Here is a 23,999-nt window from a genome sequence, read left to right on the forward strand (position 1 = left end):
GTTAGGCGAGGGCTTCGCGGGCGCGGCGGGCGAGACCGGCGGCGCCGGGGACGCGGCGGCGCTGGTAGACCGCGAGGGTGGAGCGGATCGAGGAGATCGCCTTCCGGGTCCGGTCGGAGGTCATGCCCTCCATGAGGACAAGGGCCTGGGTCCAGGCGGCAACCGCTTCGTCTGCGCGGGCCTGGGCGGCGAGGCTGTCGCCGAGGTCGGCGTGGGTGAGGGCGTGGACGCGCTTGTACTTCTCGGGGTCCCAGCGAGTGAGGGCGTCCCGGTGCTGCTGCTCGGTACCGATGTGGTCGGCGAGGTCGGTCAGGGTGCGGGCGGTGTGGCTGGCCACGGTGCCAGCGGCGGGGCCGCTCACGTGGGAGTAGCTGGGCTGGGGGCCGTCGTCCCGTAGGAGGGCGTCCTCGGCGGCGAGCAGGGCGCGTGCGGCCGACGGGTTCTCGTCGGTGGCGGCGTAGGCGCGGGCGTGGGTGATGTGGAGGAGAGCCTCGGTCTGACCGTCGACGTAGCCGAGCCCCGTGCGTAGGGCGCCTTCGACGAGGTCGACGCAGTGGTGGGGCTGTTTGAGGCTCAGGGCCTGGTGGGCGAGGGCGCGCATCATCCAGGCGGCGTGGCCGTGGGGGTCGGCTTCGCAGGCGAGCTTGTAGCCGACCTGGTAGTAGCGCTGGGCGGCGCCTTCCTGGCCGAGGTCGTGGTGCTTCCACCCTGCGAGGTAGGCGAGTTCGGCGACGGCGCCGAAGGCGGCCCGGCGTAAGGCTTCGCTGGGGAAGCGTCCGCGCAGCATGGGGGCGGCTGTGTCGGCGAGGTACGCGGTGACGGTGGTCAGGCCGTGCCCGCCGCCGAGGCGCTCGTCGGCCGCACTGAAGGCCGCCGTGATCTGCCGTACGACGTCCACGTCCTCCGCCCCGACCAGGGACGCGCCGGTGCGGGCGCGGAGCATGCGGGCGGTGGCTTCGTGGTCGTATCCGAGCGGCATCGCGACGCCAGCGGTGGTGAAGGCCGCGATGGCGAGGAAGCGGCGGCGCTCGACGTCGGCGCGGCCCAGGTCGGTGACGGCGAGGACAGGGTCGGACTCCGCCGGCTCTTCGTCATCACCGGCCTGGAGGCCGATCTCGATCTGGGTGACCGTGCGCCCCGCTCGACGGGACAGCGCCTCGGCCAGGTACTGACCTACCCGCCCGGACGGGGCACGGGTGCCCTTCACCCAGTGCGAGATGGCCGACTTGTTGGTCTGGAGGATCTCGCCGTTCTCGGCGGCGATACGCCGCACGTCTCTGGCGAGAGCCTCGTAGGTGCAGTCGACCGCCTCAATGACGTCACGCAGACGGGAGTTGGGTTCTCTCTGCGCCGCCACGATCGCCTCCACTCCGGAGCTGTAAACCGCGTATACCGCTTCAACTGCCTTCCACCGTACCCACTGAGCGTGACCACCGGTTCACTTATCAGCAGCCGCCCGGAACGGCGCAACCGTGATCCAGGCTCCCCCTTGGTCCGGGCAGCACCCCGAAGTTCCGTACGCCCACACCGGGCTCGGGCATTCCTGTGCCCGAACCCGGCCGATCAGAGACGGAGACACGGTGACCACCATCGACACCGCGGCCATCACGGTCGAGCTGTCCGAGGCGTTCGACGCGCGCTGGAGCCGCCTGGCTGGCATCCAGGTCGACGGCCGGCGCATCACGATCGACCCGGCCGAGTACTTCTTCCGCTTCGAGTCGAACACCTGGCTCGTCGCCGACTGGGAGCTGGTCAAGTCCCAGCTCCTGGACGTGGAAGAGACGACCGAGAGCGCGGTCGAGCAGCTCGCGCTCGACTTCATCAAGCAGCACAGCGAGTCCACCTCCGACGCGGCCCGCGTTCTGGCCACCGCGTACGAGATGTACGCGTACCTCTTCCGCGACGAGCACCTGGCCGGCCTCGGCCTGCCGCAGATCACCGCCGACCACCTGCGGATGCTCCGCGAGGCCGCCACGCTCATGGCGCTCAACAAGGTCGAACTGGACGGGCACATCTCCAACGTCGGCCCGTGCTGGTTCTTCCCCGCCGCCACCTCCGTCGTCTTCGACCTGGACGACGAAATGGGCGGGATGCTCGACGAGGTCTACCACGGCGGCTGGTTCAACGAGCACCGCCGGATCGAGTCCATCAAGGCCCACGCGGCGCTCGGCGGCCGGCTCGTGCATGGGTGCCAGTCCGTGCCGGACCAGTCCGGCGGCGTGGTCGCGCCCTACGGTGCCTCGATGGCGAACTTCCGCGACGACCTCGCGGCCTTCAAGGCGGGCTGGATCGAGCAGGTCTACGCCCACCGCGTGAACCCCGCCGCGTAACCCACCCGATCAGGCTCCGGGGCGGGCCGACATCCCTCGCCCGCCCCGGACGCCACCATCCCTCCCCGGAGCTCCCACGTGACCACGAACCCCAGCGCCGAACTCCTCGACAACCTGCTCACCGCGACCGGCCAGACCACCGCCGTACGGGAGGAGGTACGCGTGTGGTCCATGTCCGGCGTCGAGCGCGTGACCTTCCCCGACGGCTCCACGGCCATCTTCAAGTACGCCAAGAAGCCCTTCGACAGCGAGGACCAGGCCCTCCGCCTGGCCCACACCCTCGGCGTACCCGTCCCTCAGGTCCACGCCTCCGCCGTCCTGGACGGCTGGCTCGGCATGCTCATGGAGGACCTCGGACCGTCCGTCCGCGTGGCCGACGACCTCGACGGCGTCGCCGCGGCCGTGGTCCTGCACGGCACCCGTACGGCTCCTCCCTTGCCCGTACTCGACCGGGACCGGCTGCGGACGCTGCCGGCCAGGGCGCTTGAGCATCTCGAACGTCTGCGCAAGGCCGATCGGTGGCAGGACGCCGACGATGTCGAGGACGCGCTCGACCGTATCGCCCAGGCCGCCGAGGCCCGCTCGGCCGGAGCGACGCTGGAACCGTTCGGCTGGGTGCACTCCGAGTTCCACCCCACCAGCCTCCACATCGGGGAGCGCGGGTGGCGGCTGCTCGACTTCGCCCGCGCCTTCACCGGCCCTGGCCTGCTCGACCTCGCCAGCTGGCACGGAACCATCGATCCCCCGCACCCCGTGCGCCTGCGCGTCTTCCTGGAGCAGTACGTCACCGCTGGCGGCACCCCCGACGCCCTCGCTTCACGCGGCGGGCTCACCGCCGAGAACTGGGCCCTGGGCTGGCACCGCGTGTGGGCCGTCGAGTGGTTCATGGAGCAGTCCATCCGCTGGATCGACGACCCGGTCACCGACCCCGCCTACATCAAGGCCGTCCGCCGCCACCTCACCGACGTCCTCCGCCTCCTGGAGATCTGACGTGCTCGCCCAGGCATCCCCCTGGCACGCCCACGCCGCCCAGCGCACCGCCGCCGGACTCGCCGAACCTCTGGCCGTACCCGCCCGGATGGAATGGACCACGAGACCCGGCCAAGGACCCGGAGCCGACGCCCTCGGCCCCGACCTGCGCGGCAAGCGACTGCTGGAACTCGGCTGCGGCCCCGGCCACAACGCCGCCCACCTCGCCACCCGACACGGCGCCCACGTCACCGGCGTCGACCTGGTCGGCCTCCAGGTCCGCCGCGCCCGCTCCCACTACGGACGGCTGAACAACCTCACCTTCGTGGCCGGCCACGCCCTGCACTACCTGCAAGCCTCCGACGAGCAGTTCGACGCGATCTACTCCGTCTTCGGAGCCATCAGTCTCGTCGCCCCCGAGCTCCTGCTCCCGGCCGTCGCCCAACGCCTCCCGCCCGGGCGAGTGCTGGCCTTCTCTGTCCCCCACCCGCAGCGCGGCGGTCGAAGCCCCTCCGGCGACGACCGGCCTCGTCGCGACCACGTCACCCTGCCCGACCGCACTCGGCTCCCCATCGCCCGATGGGAGTTCGATACCGACCGTTGGGAGAGGCACCTCAGCCGAGCGGGCTTCTGGCTCACTTCGGCCCAGGAGTTCAACGACCCCCGCATGGGCCACTGGCCCACCACCCTGCTGATCCGCGCCCGCAAGCTCTGACCAGCCATTCGCCCCGGCTTCCCCCGGAGGAAGCGATGCGCCCGCCTTACCTGCTCCTCGACATCGACGGCGTCCTCATACCCTTCCCCAACGCGGACGGCTCGACCCCGGCCACCCACGCCCGCCACGACGTCGTCCCCACCGGCCGGAGCGCCGACAACCCGGTCACCGTCTGGCTCGACCCTGCCCACGGCCCCATGCTCATGGACGTGATCCGCACCGGCCTGGTCACCCCGGTCTGGTGCACCAGCTGGCGCCAGGACGCCACCACCCTCATCGGCCCGCTCCTCGGCCTTCCAACCCTGTCGTACGTCGATCTCCCGCGTCCGCAGATCACCACCAGCCACCCCAACGGCTACCTGTGGAAGCGCGACCACGTCGACGCCTGGCTGGGCGACGCCCCCGCCGTCTGGATCGACGACGACTTCACCGGCCTCGACCATGAATGGGCGGCGGAGCGCACTGCGAAGGGAACGTCGACCCTCCTCATTCAACCCGACCCACACCACGGGCTGCAGCCCGAGCACCTGACCGGGCTCACGACGTGGGTCTCGCAGTTACCCACAGCCCGCGCCGCCTGACGCCAAGATGCCCCCGCTGCCACGAGTAGCGAGGGCATCAGAGTGTTGCTCCAGCGTGAGCCGTCTGCGGTCTGCGGCACGTATCGGCGGCGCTGATGTCGGAGTCGGCTGGAACACTGCGGTCGTGATCAACGAGATGACCCCAGACCTTTCTGGTGCTCCCGCCAGCTCCCTGCCACCCAGAGCACAGGCAGAACTCGCCGGCACCGCCTGGGAAGAGCTACCGCACGTCTGTACGGGCCAGCACGGTGTGCCTGACACACCGGACGTCCTCGGCGCTGTGCTCGCCGCCGAACCGGCCCCCCGGGTACGGGCGGTAGGCGATCTGTATCGGCTGCTCCTCAATCAGGAGCAGGTGTTTCCGGCGACCGCTCCGGCAGCCTTGGTCCTGGCCGGTCTTCTCGACGATCCACGCACCCTCGCCGAAGACCGGTGGGAGCGCAGGGCCGGTCGGCGGTCGCTTCGCGCCGAACTGCTGAACTGGCTGGCTTCGTTCGCCGACATCGCCCGCCTGGACGTCGAGAACGGCGTCGGCACGGCGCAGAATCTGGCCGCCGCCCGTGCGGCAAGGCCAATACTCCACGACCGCATCGCGGACTTCTGCAACGCCGACGATCCACTGGTGAAGGAGGCCGCGCTCGCGGCCACCGCCCTGCTCCTGGCCGACCCCGCCCTCGCCTCGTCCGTACCCCGGTACGCGCCCGCCGTTCGCGAGGCCCTTGCCGTGAGCGCGGACTCGTACTACCGGTGGATAGCCCGGGAACGGCTGGCTTCCTGGGGGGAGGATGTCACTGGTCTCGTCACTGCGGAGAAGGAGCGCCGCGCGGCACTGGACCGGGCAGGCGCGCTGGCGGAGGATCCGTTCGGCGGCCAGGAGCAGGAGCAGGCGATCCGCTGGCTGGAAGAGCAACCCGAGGACACCGCGGCTCCGAAACGACTCGGCCGCCGGCGTGAGGACCGAACAGCTCCCGTACCGGCCGCCCTGCACGAGCCAGCACCCGAGCCGCCCGTGGCCGCCGCTGGAAGCGAGGCGGGGTACCGCGGCCCGTGGCGGATCGCCCGGGAGGACGAGCGCGCCGAGTGGACGTTCACGCCGTACGTAGGAGTCGGCCCCCTGCACTTCGGGATGACCTTGGAAGAGATCACCCGCGTCCTCGGCGAAGGACCGGCCGTCTCGTCCTACTCCCACCACGGCGAAAACCAGCAGCTCAACTACGCCGACTTCACTGAGAGCGGAATCAGGGCCCTCTTCCACGACGGCCGCCTGGGGTGCGTCGCCGCAGACGCCTTCACCGGCCCCCAGGTGAGACTGGACGCAGCCCCGCTGACCGGCTGCGCGCCTTCCCACGTGGAGGACTGGCTCATCCACCGCACCACACGGCGCGGCAGCCTGGCGTACAGCGTCGCCGGCGATCCGGTCTTCGCCGACCTCGGCCTGGCGATCCGCTCCCAGCGGGCCGGCGACATCGTCCTGACCCGCCCCCTCTTCCTGCTCCACGACTGGCTCGACCTGTGGCACGCACTGCCCAGCGAGGAGTGGAACTGCTCGTGAAGCGTTGTTCGCCGGTCGGCCTCACCTGAGTGCGAGGCCGACCGGAGCGACATCTCGTCCACTCAAGCGATATCAGGGACGTAGACCACCGGCCGAGTGGGGAATCAACGTGAGCAGCTCTGCGCTGGCCGGGGTCAGCGGTGTCGACTGCGTTCTTCGGACCTCATGGCCACTGGTGTGGCCGGAGGGTGTGGCGTGGCGGACATGGCCGAGGTGCCGCTGGTGGCGCTTCGCATGCGAGCCGCTTGCATCCGCCGATTCGGCTGAGCCGTGATGCGCCAGTTGAGGACCTCGGCGGGGTGCTCGGCGCTGTCGAGTTCCCGCTGGGTACCCACCTCGGCCAGGAGACGTCGGGGGTTGTGGCCGGCGGTCTCGGCGTGGGCGAGGGTGGTGGTCAGGGCAGTCCAAGTGGGGTCGGCGAGGATCCGGTCGGCGTGGTTGGGGAGGGCCGCGCGCACGTCTTGCTCGAAGCGGCGGGCGGTTGCGGCTCGTGGTGCGCGGCGGGCCAAGTCGGCCAAGACGGGTGTGGCGGCCTGCTGGTAGGCCGCCTGGAGGTGGCGGAAGGCTTCTTCGGCTGCGGCGGCCTGCTGTGCGTGGCCGCGTTGCTCATGCCACTTGGCGGCGGCGCGGGCCAGGTGCACGGTGGCAAAGAGCAGGGCGATGGCGAGCCCGCCCGGCTCGCCGGAGGCGTAGGCGAGTTCCTTGGCGGCCTTGCGCAGGGCAGTGGCTGCCTGGTGATCGGCGCGGGTGACGGAGCGGCGGGCGCGGTTGAACGCCATCGCCGCCGCCTGCAGTTCCGCCCGGTGGGGGCCGGTCGTGGCGCTGGCGATGTTGTACAGGGCGTCGCCGAAGGCGGCCAGGTGGCCCTGGGCGGCGGCATCGTCACCGGAGTCGAGGACGGTGTGCGCTGTGTGTATGACGGTGGTGGTGTGCCGCCATGGGTCGGCGGGGTCCGCCACATACCGCGGGTGGTCGGCCACCTTCTGGTCGGGGAGGCGTTCGCGTAGGCGGTTGATGGAGAGGTCGGGGGCGAGTTTGGAGCCGCCGTACCAGACGGGTTCGCCGGCCGCGTTGGTGTCGCCGGGTGCGGCGAGGCTGTAGCCGATCACGTCGCCGGTCTCGGGGCCGAGTCGTGTCTTGACCTTGATGCCGAGGGACTGCAGCACGGTGAAGTAGTCGGCTTCGTTGTGTACGGCGGCGGCGACCGCGTACGCCTGCTCGCGCAGCCAGTGCCGTGCCGTGACCGTCTGGCCCTGGCGCTCTGCCTTGGCGCGTTCGGCGCCGGTAGGGGTGCGGGGCGCGGTGAGGTCGCCGGACTTCAGGCGGCGCAGGCCGAACTCGGCTTCGATCTTGCGGCATTCGGCTTGGGCCCTCTGTCCATCGCGGTGGGTGCGTGGGCGGCGCCCGTCGGCGCGGACGGTGGTGGCCATGATGTGGATGTGGGCGTCGGCGTGGCGCACGGCGATCCACCGGCATGCCTTCTCGTCGCCTTCGGGGGCGATTCCGGTGGCGCGAACGATGCGGCGGGCGACCTCGGCCCACTCGGCGTCGGTGAGGTAGCGGTCGCCGGGCGCGGTGCGGACTGGGCAGTGCCAGACGTGCTGGGGTGGTTTCTTGCCGCCCAGTTCGCGGGTGCGCAGGTCGACATGGTGGTCGAGGCGCTTGGCGAGCTGGGAGTAGGTGGCTGCCGGGTCGCGGCCGGGGTCTGGGGCGCCGGCGATGTCCCAGGCGGCGACGATGTGAGGGTCGGTGTGTTCGTCCCGGCGGCCAGGGCCGAAAAGGTAGACGATCAGCCCGCGGGTGTCGGAGCCGGTAGAGACGTCAGGAACCATGCGCGGTGCCTTCCGTCAGGAGCTGGTCGATCAGTCGGTAGCTGTTCTCGGCGGCTTGCTCGACGCGGTCCAGCACGGCCTCGGCACGCTCGGGCACCGTTCCTCGGTGGATGGCTGCGGTGATCTGGTTGAGGTTGCCGCCGATGCGGTTCAGCGCGACCGTGTGTGCCTCAACGGCCTCGATCAGCGGGCGGAGAGGATCGTCCTCAGGGCTGCCGACCAGCCCCGCCTTGCCGAGGGCAACGGCCAGGGCGGCGTCGCCGACGAATCCGGCGAACTTCTGACCGCGCTGATGAGCGGCGGCGCCGATCACGCGGACCGCGGTCCGCGTGAAGCGGATGGTCTTCTCCTGGTCGCGCTTCTCCACCGTGCGCTTGCGGTTCATCAGCGCGGGCAGGACGGGAGCATCGGGATCCCGCCAGGAGGGCTGCTCGGCGGGCTGTTGGACATCCGCTGGCGGCTGAGTGCTCGGGGCGACGGAGTCGCCTGCGGGCTGACAGTTGGTCTCGGCTACACCCTCCTTCGGCACGGGCGCCCCCTGGCGCTCGGCCTTCTCCTCCGCCACCCCTGGGGCGGGGGCAAGCGCGGACGAAGCCTCGTTAGAGGCTCGTTCGCTCCAGCTTGCTGCTGATCGGCGGGTCAGGCCAAAGATTCGCTTGCGGCGGCGGGTGGGGGAGTTCTCGGTGCTCGTGTCGGGCATGGTGGTGCTCCGGTAGTCGTGTGCGGTGGGGCTTCGTCACGTCCGTTGCATCCGTCCCTTAGCTGGTCAGGACAGGTACGGAGGCGGTCGCAGGTACGGAGTGATCCGTATCGGCAAGGAACTCCGTCCCCGCGCTGACCTGCGCGGGGACGGATGCGACGGATTGATACGGAGCTGGTGTCAGCGAGTGGGCTTGGGGCCGGCAGGCCCGCCGGGCGGGCCGATGGGCAGCGTCCCGGACGGAGGGGCCGGTGGCTTGCCCTGGGCTCGATGTGCGGGCACGGTCTCCTCGGCTGTGGGTGCCGGTTGGGCGGGGTCGGGGCAGTAGCGGGCCCAGGCGTCGAGGAACTGGTTGCGGGCGTACGCCTTGGCCTGCCTGCCGTTCTCGAAGCGGTGGTTGGCCGGGCTGATGCCGAAGTCGCGCAGCAGATTGGCCAGGTGGTAGGCGTTCAGGCCCTTGGTGCCGTACTCGGCCCACGGCGCCTCCGCGTCCTGGAGGAGGGCGGCGAGCAGGTCCTGGCTGCGCAGAGCTTCCTTGTGGCCCTCCTGCTCGAACACGCGGCGGACGTCTCGCAGCAGCCGCGTCTTCAGCGTCGTCTGCTCGTCCTGGACCACCTCGTTGCGCGTCATCGCCAGGCAGGCGGCACGGGCCCGCGAGGGCCAGTGCCCGCCGGCCAGGTCGGCGACGATCACCAGCGGCTCCCACGTGTCGGCGGCGCGGTCCTCGACCGGCATCTGCGGGACCAATCCCGCGGCTGTGCTCCGCAGCGGGGTCAGCCAGGTGGTCAGCCGGTCGCGCAGCGCGTTCAGTTCCGGAACGGAGTACCGCGAGCGGAACGGAGCGATGCGCTCGCCCGGCTTGCGCTTCTGCATGCGGAGGACGACCGCCCGGTCCATGATCGTGTCCGGCAGGTCGCCGATCCCGGCGAGCGCGGCCATGGCGAAGGTGGGAAATGCCGTCGGCTTGTGTTCCGGCCCGGAGATTCGCCAGGCGGGCCGGTTGCGCTGGTGCCCCGCGTTCAGCAGGCCGCGCAGGTCCTCCTTGTCGCCGGCCTTGGGGCCAAAGATGGTGTCGGCCTCGTCCACCAGCAGCGTCGGCGGGTTCTTGCCGATGACGCGGAAGACCACCGCAGGCGAGGTGTTCACCGTCATCATCGGCTGGTGCACGGTCTCGTGGAGCACGTCCAGGACGCGGGACTTGCCGCACCCCTTGGTCGGTCCCACCACCGCCAGCCGTGGGGCGTGCTGGAGGGCGGGCTGGATGTGGGAGGCCGCCACCCACAACGTGACCGCCGTCAGGGCCTCGTCGCTCGGCAGCACCACGTACCGGCCGATCGCCGCACGGAGGTCATCCAGCAGCGCAGCTCCTTCGTCGGTCGTCTCGTCGCTCGCACCGGCGCGGTCCCCGGTCCCCGATCCGCCGTCGGAGACCACGGTCCCCGCAGAAGAGTGGGGACCGTGGCCCTCACCATCGGATCGGAGTACGGCGTGCCCGCCCGGGATTCGGGGACCGGGTTCGAGGGCCAGCCGACCGGAAGGCTCCGCCCGGTCCCCGGCTTCCGCTCCAGCGGGACCGGTCCCCAGCGCACTGACCTGCACAGGTGCCGCGTTGGGGGTGCTTCGGTCCCCGACCGGAACACCCGTCGAAGTATCGCCGCTGGAGGGTGCAGCTGGGGACCGTGACTCCGTTCGGTCCCCGTTGCGCCAGGGGATGCCCTGGCCGGGGACCGCGGTGGTGGGCCAGACAACCTCGGATGCGTTCGAGGTGGCGGGGGACGTAGAGTCCTCCATAGACGTTCCTCTCAGGTGAGGGTTGGGACGGGCAAGGTCCCGCCCCCTCACCGGTTCGTTCGTTCAGGGATGGGCGACGTGCAGGGGAATCTCCGGCCCTCGGCGTTGGCGCGCCGGGGGCCGATGCTGTGTCCGGGGCTGACGGCGGCTCACGAGGCCAGGCCCCACTCGTCCCGGCCGTCGATCAGCGTGCGCTCGTAGCGCAGCAGCTCGGCTTCGGGGTACAGCACCCGCTTGCCGACCTTGATGCCGCGCGGCCCCTTCTTGATCTGGCGCCAGTAGCGGACGGTGCTTTCGGCCGTGCGGTAGCGCTCGGCGACCTCGGCGGTGGTCAGGTATCGCATACATTCCCATTCGGCTAAGTGGCGATTCGATCTGCATAGAGTTGTACCCCAGGATCGGCGGTTACCCAAATCGGGAAGCTCATGTTTCAATTGGGATAGCTACGGTGACGATGGAGGTTCGATGGCAGGCGACAAGCCCGAGGGCGGCGAGGTGCCGCTGCTCTACAGCGAGGGAAACGTGGCCGCGCGCGTGGCGCTGGAGCGCGAGGTCAGAGGGTGGAGCACGACCGAGCTGGCCGAGCGGGTGACCAGGGCCGGCGTCAAGATGAACCAGACAGCGGTCTGGCGCATCGAGAACGGCTCTCCTCGCCGGCGCATCAACCTCGACGAGGCCCTCGCCTTCTCCCGCGTCTTCGAGCTTCCTCTCGAAGAGTTGATGTCCCCACCCCTGGAGGGGCTCGACATCGACAGCCGGCGGCTCGTCCAAGAAGCCGTTGAGGCGTTCTACGAGTCCCGAGACGCGCGCGACCGGCTGCACCACGCCGTGGTCGCCATCGCCGACCACATCAAGGCCCATCCCGACAGCTCGCGGGCGATCCACGAGCAGTGCCTCCGCCTCATGGGCGACGAGCGCGACGCTCGCACGCTCAGCAGTGACATCGAGGACGGTGGTCACTACTGACAACCGACACGAAGGAGAGGTCACTTGGCCAACATCCAGAAGCGCCCCAACGGCAAATGGCGGGCCCGCTACCGCGACATCGACGGCAAGGAGCACGCCCGCCACTTCGAGCGGAAGCTCGACGCCCAGCGCTGGCTCGACGAGGTCACGGCCAGCATCGTGACCGGCCAGTACGTCGACCCGCGTGCCGGACGGATCACATTCGAGAAGTACGCGAAGAAGTGGGAGGAGTCGCTCATCGCCGGCGAGGCGGGTGAGCGCATCACCGACAATGCGCTGCGGCTGCACCTCGTCCCGGCGCTCGGCTCCCGCGCCATGGCGGCGATACGCCGCAACGACATCCAGGTGCTGTTCAAAAACCTGTCCGAACTGCTCGGCCCCGGCAGCGTGCGGAACGTCTACGACGTCCTCGTACGCGTCATGACCGCGGCCGTGGAGGACAAGGTCATCGCGTCCAGTCCGTGCCGCCGGATCACCCTTCCGCCCACGTCGGACGAGGAGGTCACGCCGCCCACGGTCGCCCAGGTCGAGGCCATGGCCCGGGTGATGCCGCCGTACATCCGCGCGGCGATCGTCACGCTCGCGGGGTCAGGCTTGCGAATAGGTGAGTTGCTCGGCCTCAAGGTGTCGGACGTCGACTTCAAGGCCGGCACCATCCGCGTCGAGCGGCAACGGCTCCAGTCGGGGAAGATCGGCCCGCCGAAGACCGCGAAGTCCCGGCGTACGGTCCCGGTTGGGGAAGTCGTCACCGACGCGCTCCTCGCGCACCTTGCCGCACGCCCCTCCAAGGAGTGGCTGTTCACCATGGAGGAGGGCGAGCCCCTCAACTACCGCCGTTGGAAGACGGAGTGGAACTGCGCCCGCAGGGCGCTCCAGGGGGAGGAGAGCGAGGCGGCCAAGCGCGAGGGCCGCAAGCCCGTCGACCTGCCGCACATGGTGACCCACGACCTGCGGCACTTCTACGCCTCCGCGCTCATCGCCGGCGGCGCGAGCGTCAAGCAGGTGCAGCTGGTCCTCGGGCACGCGTCCGCCGTCATCACGCTGCGGATCTACGCGCACCTGTGGCCGGGCGAAGAAGACCGCACCCGGGCCGTCATGGACGCCGTGCTCGGCGGCCTGCGGACCGGGTGCGGACTCGGAGACACTGCAACCAAGAAAATCGCAGGTCAGATGGCATGATCGAAGATCAAGCCTTCTTGGTCTCCCAGAAGATCTTGTCGATCTGGGCGATGTAGTCCAGGGCCTTCTGGCCGGTCGCCGGGTCCTTCGAGCCCTTGGCGGCCGACAGGGCCTTGAGGGTGTCGTTGACCAGCTGGTGCAGCTCCGGGTACTTCTCGAAGTGCGGGGGCTTGAAGTAGTCGCTCCACAGCACGGAGACGTGGTGCTTCGCCAGCTCGGCGCGCTGCTCCTTGATGACCGTGGCACGCGTCTGGAAGTGCGGGTCGTCGTTGCCGGCCATCTTCTCCTGGACGGCCTTCACCGACTCCGCCTCGATGCGGGCCTGGGCCGGGTCGTACACGCCGCAGGGCAGGTCGCAGTGGGCGCTGACCGTGACCTTGGGGGCAAACAGGCGGGAAAGCATGAAGCGTTCCTTCCTCGTGATCGTCTTCTCAGGGGGGACATTACTCCCTGGGAAGCCCGATTTCGCGAGTGCCCCCGTGGGCTTAGGACAAAAGTCCGGGGTGAGACTGAGACTGGTGGAGGAAAGACCGGGGAGGTGCCGGGTGATGCCGGAGCAACTGTCGCAGGAGACCGAGCGCGCCAGAGGGGCGTTGCCCTTCGGGCCGGCCGAGGTGACCGGGCCGTCGATGGTGCCCACGCTGCACCACGGCGACGTGCTGCTCGTGCACTGGGGAGCGCGGGTCCGGCCGGGTGACGTGGTCGTACTGCGGCATCCCTTCCAGCAGGACCTGCTCGTGGTCAAGCGGGCGGCCGAACGGCGCGGGACCGGCTGGTGGGTGCTCGGGGACAACGCGTTCGCGGGCGGGGACAGCACCGACTACGGGGTGGTCCCGCAGGACCTGGTGCTGGGCAGGGTCCGCTTCCGGTACCGGCCGCCGCGGCCGGGTCAGCGTTCGCCGCTCGCCGCGGTCCGCTGGGCGCTGTCGGCGGTCAGGCCGGTGCCGGCCGACCGGTCCGCCTCCAGGCGCTTGCGGGCGCGGTAGGCCGCCACGTTGGCGCGGGTGGCGCAGCGGTCGGAGCAGTAGCGCCGGGAGCGGTTGGTGGAGGTGTCCAGGTAGGCGTTGCGGCAGGGGGCCGCCTCGCACAGGCCCAGCCGGTCCACGCCGTACTCGGTGAGGTGGAAGGCCAGGCCCATCGCCGCGATGGCCGCGAAACCGGCGGTCGCGTTGGAGGGGTGGTCCGCCAGGTGCATGTGCCACAGCGGGCTGCCGTCCTCCGCCCGGTGGTCGTGCCCGGAGATCTGCGGGCTCACCGGGAACTCCAGGAGGAGTGAGTTCAGCAGGTCCACGGCGAGGGTCTCGTCGCCGCCGTCGGCCGCCTCGAAGACCGCGCGCAGCCGTCCCCGGACCGAACGGAACCGGGTCACGTCGGCGTCGGACGCGCGCCGGGCCGCCGACTGGTTGGCGCCGAAGAGCTCACGGACGGCCTCCACCGAGGTCAGGGAGTCCTGTCCCCGCGACGGTTCCTCGGTGTTGACGAGACGTACGGCGTAATCCGAGTAATAGGCCAGTTCCACTTGTAGTCCTTACGAAGGGGCTCTATGGTCATGCCTGCGGTCAGGTAACAGCTGATCGTGCTTCCAGGGTATTACGCGACGCGACACGGAGGGGCTCGATGACGAACGCGGACAGCACCACGGCCACCACGACCGCCACCACGACCACCGCGGGGGGTGCCGACTGGCAGGCCTGGCAGCAGAGCTGGGACCGGCAGCAGGAGTGGTACATGCCGGACCGCGAGGAACGGTTCCGGATCATGCTGGACATGGTCGAGGCCCTCGTCGGCCCCGCGCCGCGCGTGCTCGACCTGGCCTGCGGCACCGGCACCATCACGGCCCGGCTGCTCGCCCGGTTCCCCAAGGCCACGAGCACCGGGGTCGACCTCGACCCCGCGCTCCTCGCCATCGCCGAGGGCACCTTCGCGGACGACGAGCGGGTCTCCTTCGTCACCGCCGACCTCAAGGACCCCGACTGGCCGTCGAAGCTGCCGTACGGCTCGTACGACGCCGTGCTGACCGCGACGGCCCTGCACTGGTTCCACGCCGAACCCCTCGCGGATCTCTACGGCCGGGTCGCGGAGCTGGTCCGCGACGGTGGTGTCTTCATGAACGCGGACCACATGATCGACGACACGACGCCGAGGATCAACGCGGCCGAGCGCGCCCGGCGGCACGCGCGGATGGACGCCGCCAAGGGCGAGGGCGCCCTGGACTGGGCCGAGTGGTGGCAGCTCGCCGCCAAGGACCCGGTGCTCGCCGGGCCCACCGCCCGCCGCTTCGAGATCTACGGCGAGCACGCCGACGGCGAGATGCCCTCGGCGGCCTGGCACGCGCGCGTGCTGCGCGAGAAGGGCTTCGGCGAGGCGCGGCCGGTGTGGTGCTCGCCGTCGGACACCCTGCTGCTGGCGGTCAAGTAGGACCACACGCGGAGGGGGCGGCACGGGAACCCGTACCGCCCCTCGGCGTGTGATCGTGCGGACGGTCAGAGGACCTTGGACAGGAACGCCTTCGTCCGGTCGTGCTGCGGGTCGGTCAGGACGGCGCGCGGGTTGCCCGACTCGACCACCACGCCGTTGTCCATGAAGACCAGGCTGTCGCCGACCTCGCGGGCGAAGCCCATCTCGTGGGTGACGACGACCATCGTCATGCCGGACTCCGCGAGGTCGCGCATGACGTCGAGGACGTCGCCGACCAGCTCGGGGTCGAGCGCCGAGGTCGGCTCGTCGAACAGCATCAGCTTCGGGTCCATCGCCAGGGCCCGCGCGATGGCGACGCGCTGCTGCTGGCCGCCGGAGAGCTGCGAGGGGTAGTTGCCGGCCTTGTCGGCCAGGCCCACGCGCTCCAGCAGCGCCCACGCGCGGTCCCTGGCCTGGGGCCTGCTCATGCCCTTGACCTGGACCGGCGCCTCCATGACGTTCTCCACGGCCGTCATGTGCGGGAACAGGTTGAAGCGCTGGAAGACCATGCCGATGTCCCGGCGCTTGACGGCGACCTCGCTGTCCTTCAGCTCGTAGAGCTTGTCACCCTTCTGGCGGTAGCCGACCAGCTCGCCGTCGACGTACAGACGCCCGGCGTTGATCTTCTCGAGGTGGTTGATACACCTGAGGAAGGTGGACTTGCCGGAGCCGGAGGGGCCGATGAGGCAGAACACCTCGCCCTGCTTCACCTCCAGGTCGATGCCCTTGAGGACCTCGACGGCGCCGAAGGACTTGTGCACGCCCTCGGCCTTGACCATGGCGGTCATGCCGCACCTCCCGTCGTGCTGGAGCGGTTCGACAGGGAGAACAGGTTCGCCCTGATCTTCTGCAGCGGGGTGGGCGGCAGACTGCGGCTGGAGCCGCGGGCGTAGTAGCGCTCCAGGTAGTACTGGCCGATGCTGAAGACCGAGGTCAGCAGCAGGTACCAGGCCGCGGCCAGGAACAGCATCTCGGCGGGGGCGCCGGAGGTCTGGCCGATGTCCTGAGCCGCGCGTAGCAGTTCGGGGTACTGGACGACCGAGACCAGCGAGGTCGTCTTCAGCATGTTGATGACCTCGTTGCCCGTCGGCGGCACGATTACGCGCATCGCCTGCGGGACCACGATCCGGCGCAGCGTCTTGGAGTGGCTCATGCCGAGCGCGTGCGCCGCCTCGGTCTGGCCCTCGTCGACCGCGAGCAGACCGGCGCGGCAGATCTCCGCCATGTACGCGGCCTCGTTGAGACCGAGGCCGAGCAGCGCCGTCAGGAACGGCGTCATGAAGTCCGACCACTCGTCGCGGTAGACCGGACCCAGGTTGACGTACTCGAAGACCAGGCCCAGGTTGAACCAGACGATCAGCTGCACCAGGACCGGCGTGCCGCGGAAGAACCAGATGTAGAACCACGCGATGGTCGAGGTCACCGGGTTCTTCGACAGCCGCATCACGGCGAGCAGGATGCCGCCGACGATGCCGATCAGCATGGCCAGGACGGTGATCAGCAGCGTCTTGCCCACGCCGGACAGGATGCGGTCGTCGAAGAAGTAGTCCGGGATCGTGCCCCAGTTGATCTTGCCCTGGGAGAACGCGTAGACGACCGCGGCCAGCAGCGCGATCGCGACCACCGCGGAGACGTACCGTCCGTAGTGCCGGACCGGGATGGCCTTGATGGCCTCCGGCGGGGTCGGCGGGGTGCCACCCGGGCCGCCCGCCGTCTTGTCGATGTCAACAGTCACGGATGTTGCCTTTCAGCGCCCGCCGCGCGGTCACTTGCCGCCGTTGACGGTGGCCTGGGTGACGGCGCCTTCCGCCACACCCCACTTGTCCATGATCTTCTTGTACTCGCCGTTCGCGATCACCGCGTCCAGCGCCGCCTTCAGGGCGTCGCGCAGCTGCGTGTTGTCCTTGGCGACCGCGATGCCGTACGGCGCGGCCTCGACCTGCTTGCCGACGAGCTGGAAGTCCTTGCCGCCGCCCGAGGTCTTCACCGCGTACGCCGCCACCGGGAAGTCGGAGGAGCCGGCGTCCGCGCCGCCCGCGCGCAGGCGGGTCTGGGCCTGCTGGTCGTTGTCGAAGGCCTCCATGGAGATCTTCTTGCCGGCCGGGCACTTCTCGTTCTCGGCCTTGGCGAGGTCCTCGGAGACCGTGCCGCGCTGGAGCACGAGCTTCTTGCCGCACAGGTCGGACCAGGTCTTGATGCCCTGGTCGTCGCCCTTCTTGGTGTAGATCGAGACACCGGCGGTGAAGTAGTCGACGAAGTCGACGCCCTGGCCGACCTTCTTGCCGGTGTCGGAGTCGATGCCCTCCTGGCGGTCCTTGGTGTCGGTCATCGCGGACATCGCGATGTCGTACCGCTTGGAACGCAGACCGGTGATGAGGGTGTCGAAGGTGCCGTTCTCGAACTCGAACTTCACCCCGAGCTGCTTGCCCATCGCGTCCGCGAGGTCCGGGTCGATACCGACGGTCTTGCCGGAGTCGTCCTTGAACTCGACCGGGGCGTACGCGATGTCGGAGCCGACCTTGACGGTGCCCTTGTCGCGGATGGACTGGGGGAGCTTGTCGGCGAGCGGAGCGCCCGCCGCGGACTGGTTGTCGCTGCCGGAGTCGCTGTTCTCGGTCTGGTCGCCGCATCCGGTGAGCAGCAGAGCGCCTGCGACCGCGATCGCACCGACCGCTGCTAGCCGGGAGTGCGCGGCGGTCGTACGACGGGTGGAGCGTGCGGTCATGGTGGTTCCTCCGGCGGATGAGGGAGTTGCCGATGGGGACGGTGGAGTTCCGGTGGGACGAGACGCCGGCCGGGGGACCGGCCGGTGCCGTGGGTCGACGAGAGCACACACCTTCGAGTGCCGCGACCTCGTGTGATTACGGCATCTTGCCATTCGGACTCGGCCGTTCAGGGGGGCCGTCATGTCAAAATCGGATAACGGGTCGGCCCCCGAACCGCACCAGGTCGGTACATCACGACCGAACCTTTACGGGAATCTGCCCCTCCGGCCGGAAGATCTGCGGAATTTCTCGTTATCCCGCCATGGATCGCGGGTGCACGGGGCTGTTGAAGGAGTCGGGGGCGAGTCTGTCAAGAGGTCTCGGGAGGTTGTCCGGAACCCCGGCTATGAGCCATGTCACCGACATGCGGCGTTCGGGGTCCGGCATGTGAGCTTGCGCTTATCGGACTCGTCGCGGGAGGCGTCCGTCGGGTAAGAAGGTTCTTTACACCCCTCATCAGGGGCTCAGGGCGCGTGTGCGGCGCGCCCGTCGCGCAGGGTCCACGTGGCCCAGACAGCCATCTCCCTGTGCGGTGCCCGCCCATTCCTCACCAGGAGTGGACAAACCCTCAAACCATGAACTCTTAAGGGGTAAGACAAAGTGGCAGCGGAGATCGTCAATCCTCGCAGCGACAGCGAAGCCGGTGCGGAGCAGGGGGAGGGCGCCGAGCCGCTCGACTCCTTCGACCCCGCGTTCGCGCTGCACCGCGGCGGCAAGATGGCCGTGCAGGCCACCGTGCCGATCCGCGACAAGGACGACCTGTCCCTGGCGTACACGCCCGGCGTCGCGAAAGTGTGCAGCGCGATCGCCGAGCAGCCGGACCTCGTCCACGACTACACCTGGAAGTCCTCGGTCGTCGCGGTCGTGACGGACGGTACGGCGGTGCTGGGACTCGGTGACATCGGGCCGGAGGCGTCCCTTCCGGTGATGGAGGGGAAGGCCATCCTCTTCAAGCAGTTCGGCGGAGTGGACGCGGTCCCGATCGCCCTGGACTGCACGGACGCCGACGAGATCGTCGAGACCGTGGTCCGGCTCGCGCCCTCGTTCGGCGGTGTCAACCTGGAGGACATCTCGGCGCCGCGGTGCTTCGAGATCGAGCGCAAGCTCCAGGAGCGCCTGGACATCCCGGTCTTCCACGACGACCAGCACGGCACGGCCGTCGTGACGCTGGCCGCCCTGCGGAACGCGGCGCGGCTGAGCGGGCGGACGCTGGGCGAGCTGCGGGCGGTGATCTCGGGCGCGGGCGCGGCGGGTGTCGCCATCGCCAGGATGCTGGTGGAGGCCGGCATCGGGGACGTCGCGGTCGCCGACCGCAAGGGCGTCGTCTCGGCCGACCGGGACGACCTGACGCCGGTCAAGCAGGAGCTGGCCTCCTTCACCAACAAGGCGGGGCTGTCCGGCCCGCTGGAGGCCGCCCTCGCGGGTGCCGACGTCTTCATCGGCGTCTCCGGCGGTACGGTGCCGGAGCCGGCGGTGGCCTCGATGGCCGAGGGCGCGTTCGTCTTCGCGATGGCCAACCCGAACCCCGAGGTGCATCCGGAGGTCGCCCACAAGTACGCGGCGGTCGTCGCGACGGGGCGCTCGGACTTCCCGAACCAGATCAACAACGTGCTGGCCTTCCCGGGCATCTTCGCGGGCGCGCTGCAGGTGCGGGCGTCTCGGATCACCGAGGGCATGAAGCTGGCTGCGGCGGAGGCGCTGGCCTCCGTGGTGGGGGACGACCTTGCCGCGGACTACGTCATTCCGTCGCCGTTCGACGAGCGGGTCGCGCCGGCCGTGACGGCCGCTGTGGCCGCGGCGGCGCGGGCGGAGGGGGTTGCGCGCCGGTGACGGTGTGAGCCCTGTGTGTGGCTTGTGGTGAGCGGCCTCGTCCTTGGTGGGCGGGGCCGCTTGTCTTCCGGGTGCGGGTGCGGGGTGCGGTGCGGGTGCGTTGGTGCTGGGCGGGGGTGGCGGCGCTGACCGGCGCCGGCCGGGTGCCGCTGCGCCCACCCTCCCCCACTCTCGGCTTCGCTCGAGCGGGGGGACCCCCATCGCCCCAGCGGCACGACTGCCCGCAGCTACGGGGCGCAAGAGGGGGTGTGTCACACGGGGCTGTGGTTCCCGTTGGGCGGTGGGGAACCTATCGTCAAGGTCATGTTCGCTGTCTACGCCGCCCGAATCGACCGCGACCAGCCGCTGGCCGGCCTGGAGTTGGGAGAGCTTCCGGCTCCCGAGGCCCGGCCCGGCTGGAGTGTCGTCGATGTCAGGGCTGCCTCCCTCAACCATCACGACCTGTGGTCCCTGCGCGGCGTCGGCCTCCCCGAGGACCGGCTGCCGATGATCCTCGGCTGCGACGCCGCCGGGATCGACGCCGACGGCAACCAGGTCGTCCTGCACTCCGTGATCGGCCAGACCGGCCACGGGGTCGGCCCCGAGGAGCCCCGCTCCATCCTCACCGAGCGCTACCCGGGGACGTTCGCCGAGCAGGTCGCCGTGCCGACCTGGAACATCCTGCCCAAGCCCAAGGAGCTCTCCTTCGAGGAGGCCGCCTGTCTGCCCACCGCCTGGCTGACGGCGTACCGGATGCTGTTCACCAACGCCGGGGTGCGTCCCGGTGACTCGGTGCTGGTGCAGGGCGCCGGTGGCGGGGTCGCCACGGCTGCGATCGTGCTCGGCAAGGCGGCGGGACTGCGGGTCTTCGCGACCAGCCGGGACGAGGCCAAGCGCAAGCGGGCCCTGGAACTCGGTGCGGTGGAGGCCGTCGAGACGGGTGCGCGCCTGCCGCAGCGGGTGGACGCCGTGATCGAGACCGTGGGCGCCGCCACCTGGTCGCACTCGATCAAGTCGCTCCGGCCGGGCGGCACGCTGGTCATCTCCGGTGCTACCAGTGGCGACCGGCCCTCCCACGCCGAGCTGACCCGGATCTTCTTCCTGGAACTCAAGGTCGTCGGCTCCACGATGGGCTCCAAGGACGAGCTGGAGGACCTGCTGTCGTTCTGCGCCGCCACCGGTGTACGGCCCGTCATCGACGAGGTGCTGCCGATGGACCGGGCCCGTGAGGGGTTCGAGCGGATGGCCTCCGGGGAGCAGTTCGGCAAGATCGTGCTCAGCAACTCCTGACGCGTTTTCTCACCTGCGGCGGGTCCGGTTCCCCGGGCCCGCCGTTCGCGTGCGCCGCCCGGCCTCGCGTGTCAACCAGGGTTGACAATTACGGGATGTCAACTTACGTTGACACTATGAGTGAAGCAACGGATCTCGCCACGCGTGCGGGGGACCGCGATCCCCGGATCGGCCTGCGAGCCGTCGCCGCCCTGCGGAAGCTGGTGGAGCAGCTGGAGGCCGTACAGGTGCGCAGCGCGCGGCAGCAGGGGTGGTCCTGGCAGGAGATCGCCACGGAACTCGGGGTCAGCAGGCAGGCCGTGCACAAGAAGTACGGGAGGCATTGATGTTCGAGCGATTCACGAAGGACGCCCGCGCGGTCGTGCAGGGGGCGGTCGGGCATGCCGAGGAGGTGCGGGCGGGGGCCGTCGAGCCCGAGCACCTGCTGCTCGCCCTGCTGGACCGGGAGGGCAGCCGCGCCTCCTTCGCCCTGGCGGCACTCGGCGTCGACGAGCACCGGGAGGCGGTACGTCGGGCGCTGCGGGACGCGCGGCGCCGAGCGGGTCTGTCGCAGTCCGAGACGGAGGCCCTCGCCGGACTGGGGATCGACGTCACGGAGATCGTCGCCAAGGTCGAGGAGGCCCACGGCGTGGGGGCGATGTCCGTCGGCGACCGCAAGGGCGGGCGCTGGTGGACCGGGCACCGGAGCTTCAGCCGGGGCGCCAAGGAGGTCCTGGAGAAGGCGCTGCGGGTCGCCGTCGCCCGCCGCGACCGGCACATCGGGGACGAGCATCTCCTCCTCGCCCTGGTCCTGCGCCCCGGTGTGCCCGCCGAGGTGCTCGCCGACCACGGGGTGACCCACGAGTCGCTGACCAGGGTGCTGGGCGGCGACGCCGGAGAGGCCTGCGCCTGACGGCGCCTCCCCGGCCGCGCGGCGCCCCTGGGGGACGGCGGGGCGCCGTGTCGTGCCCTGCCGGGCTCAGCTCTTCGGGGTGCGCAGGATCGCCCCGATGTGGGCCGCCGCCTCGGACAGGCGGCGGCGGGTGTCGCGGACCTGGTCGGCCGTCACACCGTGGTCCCGGGCCGCGTCGCGGATGTCGTCCCGGAAGCGGTCGAGCAGCCGGTCCAGGTCGCGGGCCGGGTCGCCGGTCGACTCCGCGGCGTCCTCGTGGGCCCAGCTCGGGGTGTATCCGGCGGGGAAGTCCTCGGGCGTGCCGGAGTACTCGGGCCGGTGGGCGGTGCTCCCGGTGTCGGTGCGGCCGAAGCCCCAGTCCTTGCCGAACTCCTTCCCGAAGTCCTTGCCGAAGTCGCCGACCTCCTTGGCCAGTTCGCTCAGCCCCTCGCGCAGTCCCGTCGGCCAGTCGCCCCGCGAGAAGTGGTCCTGCACCTGCTCCTGCACGCGCTGGGCGATGCGCTGGACCTCCTCCTGCGCCTGGGCCCGGGCCCGCTCCTGGGCCTCCTTGGCCTGGCGCCGGGCCCGCTGGGCCTCGTCACGGGCGCGGCGGCTCTCGTCCTTGGCGCGCCGGGCCTGTTCCTTCCACTCCTGCTTGACCCGCCGCATCTCCTCCTTCGCGGCCCGCCAGGCCTCCTTCTCGTCGGTGTCCCCGGCACCGTCGGCGGAGCCGCTCCCCTCGTCGTGCGCCCCCGAGGTGTTCCGGCGCGCCGCGGTGGCCGCGGCCCGCATCTCGCGCCGCAGATCGCCGGCCGCGCCCCGCACGTCGGCCCGGATCTCGGCGGCCAGCTCGGCGACGGACTCGCGGATCTCCAGCTCCAGATCGGCCAGCTCGCCGCTGCGGTCGGCCAGCTCGGCGCGCCCGGCGTCCGTGATGGCGTACACCTTGCGGCCGCCCTCGGTGGTGTGGGTGACCAGGCCCTCCGCCTCCAGCTTGGCCAGGCGCGGATACACGGTGCCCGCGGACGGGGCGTACAGGCCCTGGAAGCGCTCTTCGAGGAGCCGGATCACCTCGTAACCGTGGCGCGGGGCCTCGTCCAGGAGCTTGAGGAGGTAGAGCCGGAGGCGGCCGTGGGCGAAGACGGGGGGCATGTCAGAGCACCTTCTTGTCGGTCGTGCCGTCGGAAGGGGCGTCGGTGGCGCCCTGGTCCCGGACGGAAGCGGAATTGTCCCCCGAGTCGCCCTGCGTCCGGCCCGCCGGGTCGGAGTCCTCCGGCTCCCGCTCCCACGGGGTCTCCTGCTCCGCCGGGCGGCGGAGCAGGGCGATCGAGCCGGAGACCGTGGTGGCCTTCAGCCGCCCGTTGCCCGCGCCGAGCCGGCCGGTGATGCGCTTGGCCCCCCACTGGCCGCCCACCCGGAGGTCCTCGAAGGCGCTGCTGACCATGCCGCTGGCCGTGTTCGCCTCGACCCGGGCGTCGGCCGGCTGGGGCAGCCGGATGGCGATCTCGCCCGAGACGCTGTTCAGGCTGATGTCGGTGGGCCCACCGACCGGGTCCAGGTCGACGATCATCGATCCGCTCACCGAGTCGGCCCGCACGGAGGAGCCCGCCTCGACCACCGTCAGGTCGCCGGAGACGGAGTTGAAGCGCAGGTCGCCGGTGAGGGCCTGGGCCTCCACGTTCCCCGAGACGGTGTCCGCGCGGACGGGGCCCGCGAGGCTCACCAGGGTGGTGTCCCCGGAGACGCCCTTGACCTCGGCGGCTCCGTCGAGGCCCGAGACCACGGCCGCGGCGCTGACCGCGCCCACCTCCACGCGGGTGCCGGTCGGCACCGCGAGGGAGACCACCGCGCTGCGGCGCCAGCCCTTGCGGTCCAGCCACTTGAGGAAGCCCTTCCAGGGCAGATCCTCGTAGGCCACCGTGAGCACGCCGTCCTGGTGGGTCACGACGAGGGGTGGCCCCTCGATCTCGGAGACCTCCAGACGGGCGGAACCTTCGTCGGTGCCCACCACGTTTACCGTTCCGCCGACGATGCGGACGTGGAGCCGGCTCACGGACTCGTCGAAGGTGAGCTTCCTGGGCTCCGCGACGGACCACTCGGACATGGTGCAGACCTCCTTGACCGAACGCGCCATATCGCGTCCCTCCCGATTCACGATATATCGCGGGCATGGAAAGTCAAGACACCCGTTC

Annotated in this window: 25 protein-coding genes; 13 read left to right on the top strand and 12 right to left on the bottom strand. The window is 70.5% G+C overall.

Annotation, left to right across the window (positions count from 1 at the left end; genetic code table 11):
- Position 1: 1 nt before the first annotated feature.
- Positions 2-1,357, bottom strand: coding sequence for a tetratricopeptide repeat protein (locus tag ACGH52_RS25805; RefSeq protein ID WP_215210228.1), 1,356 nt, complete (start codon positions 1,355-1,357; stop codon positions 2-4).
- 223 nt (positions 1,358-1,580) lie between these two features.
- Between ACGH52_RS25805 and ACGH52_RS25810 the strand changes: the two genes are divergently transcribed.
- The 5 genes from ACGH52_RS25810 (at position 1,581) to ACGH52_RS25830 (ending at position 6,147) form a co-directional block, all read left to right on the top strand.
- On the top strand, positions 1,581-2,330 hold the full coding sequence (locus tag ACGH52_RS25810) for a hypothetical protein (RefSeq protein WP_215210229.1): 750 nt from the start codon (positions 1,581-1,583) through the stop codon (positions 2,328-2,330).
- A gap of 78 nt (positions 2,331-2,408) precedes the next feature.
- Positions 2,409-3,320, top strand: coding sequence for a phosphotransferase (locus tag ACGH52_RS25815; RefSeq protein WP_215210230.1), 912 nt, complete (start codon positions 2,409-2,411; stop codon positions 3,318-3,320).
- A 1-nt stretch (position 3,321) separates the two neighbouring features.
- Positions 3,322-4,014: a class I SAM-dependent methyltransferase gene (locus ACGH52_RS25820; RefSeq protein ID WP_371233155.1), complete on the top strand. Its 693-nt coding sequence runs from the start codon at positions 3,322-3,324 to the stop codon at positions 4,012-4,014.
- Positions 4,015-4,049: 35 nt separating this feature from the next.
- Positions 4,050-4,595, top strand: a complete 546-nt coding sequence (locus ACGH52_RS25825) for an HAD domain-containing protein (RefSeq protein ID WP_166629624.1) — start codon at positions 4,050-4,052, stop codon at positions 4,593-4,595.
- Positions 4,596-4,845: 250 nt separating this feature from the next.
- Positions 4,846-6,147, top strand: coding sequence for a hypothetical protein (locus ACGH52_RS25830; RefSeq protein ID WP_308293840.1), 1,302 nt, complete (start codon positions 4,846-4,848; stop codon positions 6,145-6,147).
- Between the two features lie 134 nt (positions 6,148-6,281).
- Here the strand turns inward: ACGH52_RS25830 and ACGH52_RS25835 are convergent, their stop codons facing one another.
- From ACGH52_RS25835 to ACGH52_RS25850, 4 genes are all read right to left on the bottom strand, one after another.
- Positions 6,282-7,979, bottom strand: a complete 1,698-nt coding sequence (locus tag ACGH52_RS25835; RefSeq protein WP_215210233.1) for a relaxase/mobilization nuclease domain-containing protein — start codon at positions 7,977-7,979, stop codon at positions 6,282-6,284.
- The gene (locus tag ACGH52_RS25840; protein ID WP_215210258.1) at positions 7,969-8,544 is read right to left on the bottom strand and encodes a MobC family plasmid mobilization relaxosome protein; all 576 of its coding nucleotides are present in this window, start codon (positions 8,542-8,544) and stop codon (positions 7,969-7,971) included. The genes ACGH52_RS25835 and ACGH52_RS25840 overlap by 11 nt, the downstream gene beginning before the upstream one ends.
- Before the next feature lie 315 nt (positions 8,545-8,859).
- The gene (locus ACGH52_RS25845) at positions 8,860-10,113 is read right to left on the bottom strand and encodes a DUF3631 domain-containing protein (protein ID WP_399942689.1); all 1,254 of its coding nucleotides are present in this window, start codon (positions 10,111-10,113) and stop codon (positions 8,860-8,862) included.
- 506 nt (positions 10,114-10,619) lie between these two features.
- Positions 10,620-10,814 (bottom strand): AlpA family transcriptional regulator, encoded by a 195-nt coding sequence (locus tag ACGH52_RS25850; RefSeq protein WP_030207232.1) that lies wholly within the window; start codon positions 10,812-10,814, stop codon positions 10,620-10,622.
- A gap of 121 nt (positions 10,815-10,935) precedes the next feature.
- Here ACGH52_RS25850 and ACGH52_RS25855 point away from each other — a divergent pair, with 121 nt between their 5' ends.
- Both ACGH52_RS25855 and ACGH52_RS25860 read left to right on the top strand, forming a co-directional pair.
- The gene (locus ACGH52_RS25855; RefSeq protein ID WP_215210235.1) at positions 10,936-11,436 is read left to right on the top strand and encodes a helix-turn-helix transcriptional regulator; all 501 of its coding nucleotides are present in this window, start codon (positions 10,936-10,938) and stop codon (positions 11,434-11,436) included.
- Between the two features lie 24 nt (positions 11,437-11,460).
- Complete coding sequence (locus tag ACGH52_RS25860) at positions 11,461-12,615, top strand: site-specific integrase (RefSeq protein ID WP_215210236.1); 1,155 nt, start codon at positions 11,461-11,463, stop codon at positions 12,613-12,615.
- A 7-nt stretch (positions 12,616-12,622) separates the two neighbouring features.
- Here the strand turns inward: ACGH52_RS25860 and sodN are convergent, their stop codons facing one another.
- A complete protein-coding gene (gene sodN / locus ACGH52_RS25865) occupies positions 12,623-13,018 on the bottom strand; it encodes a superoxide dismutase, Ni (RefSeq protein WP_003973716.1) in 396 nt (131 codons plus the stop codon).
- A gap of 145 nt (positions 13,019-13,163) precedes the next feature.
- Between sodN and sodX the strand changes: the two genes are divergently transcribed.
- Positions 13,164-13,601 carry a nickel-type superoxide dismutase maturation protease gene (gene sodX / locus ACGH52_RS25870; protein WP_399942694.1) on the top strand — a complete coding sequence of 146 codons (438 nt, stop codon included), beginning with the start codon at positions 13,164-13,166 and terminating at the stop codon, positions 13,599-13,601.
- On the opposite strand, the gene ACGH52_RS25875 is transcribed toward sodX, so the two are convergent.
- Positions 13,505-14,134, bottom strand: coding sequence for an ABATE domain-containing protein (locus ACGH52_RS25875; protein ID WP_210974704.1), 630 nt, complete (start codon positions 14,132-14,134; stop codon positions 13,505-13,507). The two genes, sodX and ACGH52_RS25875, sit on opposite strands and share 97 nt — an antisense overlap.
- Positions 14,135-14,232: 98 nt before the next feature.
- Between ACGH52_RS25875 and ACGH52_RS25880 the strand changes: the two genes are divergently transcribed.
- On the top strand, positions 14,233-15,033 hold the full coding sequence (locus ACGH52_RS25880) for a class I SAM-dependent methyltransferase (RefSeq protein ID WP_399942697.1): 801 nt from the start codon (positions 14,233-14,235) through the stop codon (positions 15,031-15,033).
- A gap of 65 nt (positions 15,034-15,098) precedes the next feature.
- Here ACGH52_RS25880 and ACGH52_RS25885 read toward each other — a convergent pair whose 3' ends face one another.
- Genes ACGH52_RS25885 through ACGH52_RS25895 form a run of 3 tightly spaced genes read right to left on the bottom strand, consistent with a single transcriptional unit; the run spans position 15,099 to position 17,797 of the window.
- Entirely contained in the window at positions 15,099-15,860 is a 762-nt protein-coding gene (locus ACGH52_RS25885; RefSeq protein ID WP_399942700.1) for an amino acid ABC transporter ATP-binding protein, read from the bottom strand.
- Entirely contained in the window at positions 15,857-16,807 is a 951-nt protein-coding gene (locus ACGH52_RS25890; RefSeq protein WP_399942703.1) for an amino acid ABC transporter permease, read from the bottom strand. The genes ACGH52_RS25885 and ACGH52_RS25890 overlap by 4 nt, the downstream gene beginning before the upstream one ends.
- A gap of 30 nt (positions 16,808-16,837) precedes the next feature.
- Positions 16,838-17,797: an ABC transporter substrate-binding protein gene (locus ACGH52_RS25895; protein ID WP_399942706.1), complete on the bottom strand. Its 960-nt coding sequence runs from the start codon at positions 17,795-17,797 to the stop codon at positions 16,838-16,840.
- A 640-nt stretch (positions 17,798-18,437) separates the two neighbouring features.
- On the opposite strand from ACGH52_RS25895, the gene ACGH52_RS25900 reads away from it, so the two are divergent.
- The 4 genes from ACGH52_RS25900 (at position 18,438) to ACGH52_RS25915 (ending at position 21,828) form a co-directional block, all read left to right on the top strand.
- A complete protein-coding gene (locus ACGH52_RS25900) occupies positions 18,438-19,667 on the top strand; it encodes an NADP-dependent malic enzyme (RefSeq protein WP_076976229.1) in 1,230 nt (409 codons plus the stop codon).
- Positions 19,668-19,970: 303 nt separating this feature from the next.
- A complete protein-coding gene (locus ACGH52_RS25905) occupies positions 19,971-20,936 on the top strand; it encodes a zinc-binding dehydrogenase (protein ID WP_399942709.1) in 966 nt (321 codons plus the stop codon).
- A 116-nt stretch (positions 20,937-21,052) separates the two neighbouring features.
- On the top strand, positions 21,053-21,262 hold the full coding sequence (locus ACGH52_RS25910) for a helix-turn-helix domain-containing protein (RefSeq protein WP_059300758.1): 210 nt from the start codon (positions 21,053-21,055) through the stop codon (positions 21,260-21,262).
- Positions 21,262-21,828: a Clp protease N-terminal domain-containing protein gene (locus tag ACGH52_RS25915; protein WP_210974702.1), complete on the top strand. Its 567-nt coding sequence runs from the start codon at positions 21,262-21,264 to the stop codon at positions 21,826-21,828. The genes ACGH52_RS25910 and ACGH52_RS25915 overlap by 1 nt, the downstream gene beginning before the upstream one ends.
- A 66-nt stretch (positions 21,829-21,894) precedes the next feature.
- Here ACGH52_RS25915 and ACGH52_RS25920 read toward each other — a convergent pair whose 3' ends face one another.
- Together ACGH52_RS25920 and ACGH52_RS25925 are read right to left on the bottom strand one after the other, a co-directional pair.
- Complete coding sequence (locus ACGH52_RS25920) at positions 21,895-22,959, bottom strand: PadR family transcriptional regulator (protein WP_121701149.1); 1,065 nt, start codon at positions 22,957-22,959, stop codon at positions 21,895-21,897.
- A gap of 1 nt (position 22,960) precedes the next feature.
- Positions 22,961-23,911: a DUF4097 family beta strand repeat-containing protein gene (locus ACGH52_RS25925; RefSeq protein WP_210974701.1), complete on the bottom strand. Its 951-nt coding sequence runs from the start codon at positions 23,909-23,911 to the stop codon at positions 22,961-22,963.
- Positions 23,912-23,999: the final 88 nt, after the last annotated feature.

This window comes from Streptomyces sp. BBFR25, assembly GCF_044590125.1.
GTDB lineage: Bacteria > Actinomycetota > Actinomycetes > Streptomycetales > Streptomycetaceae > Streptomyces > Streptomyces canus_D.

Excerpts from the sequence above, each read along its gene's own strand:
- ACGH52_RS25825 (WP_166629624.1), top strand. The coding sequence starts at position 4,050 with ATGCGCCCGCCTTACCTGCTCCTCGACATCGACGGCGTCCTCATACCC.
- ACGH52_RS25835 (WP_215210233.1), bottom strand. The coding sequence starts at position 7,979 with ATGGTTCCTGACGTCTCTACCGGCTCCGACACCCGCGGGCTGATCGTC.
- ACGH52_RS25850 (WP_030207232.1), bottom strand. The coding sequence starts at position 10,814 with ATGCGATACCTGACCACCGCCGAGGTCGCCGAGCGCTACCGCACGGCC.
- ACGH52_RS25855 (WP_215210235.1), top strand. The coding sequence starts at position 10,936 with ATGGCAGGCGACAAGCCCGAGGGCGGCGAGGTGCCGCTGCTCTACAGC.
- sodN (WP_003973716.1), bottom strand. The coding sequence starts at position 13,018 with ATGCTTTCCCGCCTGTTTGCCCCCAAGGTCACGGTCAGCGCCCACTGC.
- sodX (WP_399942694.1), top strand. The coding sequence starts at position 13,164 with ATGCCGGAGCAACTGTCGCAGGAGACCGAGCGCGCCAGAGGGGCGTTG.
- ACGH52_RS25880 (WP_399942697.1), top strand. The coding sequence starts at position 14,233 with ATGACGAACGCGGACAGCACCACGGCCACCACGACCGCCACCACGACC.
- ACGH52_RS25885 (WP_399942700.1), bottom strand. The coding sequence starts at position 15,860 with ATGACCGCCATGGTCAAGGCCGAGGGCGTGCACAAGTCCTTCGGCGCC.
- ACGH52_RS25895 (WP_399942706.1), bottom strand. The coding sequence starts at position 17,797 with ATGACCGCACGCTCCACCCGTCGTACGACCGCCGCGCACTCCCGGCTA.
- ACGH52_RS25905 (WP_399942709.1), top strand. The coding sequence starts at position 19,971 with ATGTTCGCTGTCTACGCCGCCCGAATCGACCGCGACCAGCCGCTGGCC.
- ACGH52_RS25910 (WP_059300758.1), top strand. The coding sequence starts at position 21,053 with ATGAGTGAAGCAACGGATCTCGCCACGCGTGCGGGGGACCGCGATCCC.
- ACGH52_RS25915 (WP_210974702.1), top strand. The coding sequence starts at position 21,262 with ATGTTCGAGCGATTCACGAAGGACGCCCGCGCGGTCGTGCAGGGGGCG.
- ACGH52_RS25920 (WP_121701149.1), bottom strand. The coding sequence starts at position 22,959 with ATGCCCCCCGTCTTCGCCCACGGCCGCCTCCGGCTCTACCTCCTCAAG.
- ACGH52_RS25925 (WP_210974701.1), bottom strand. The coding sequence starts at position 23,911 with ATGTCCGAGTGGTCCGTCGCGGAGCCCAGGAAGCTCACCTTCGACGAG.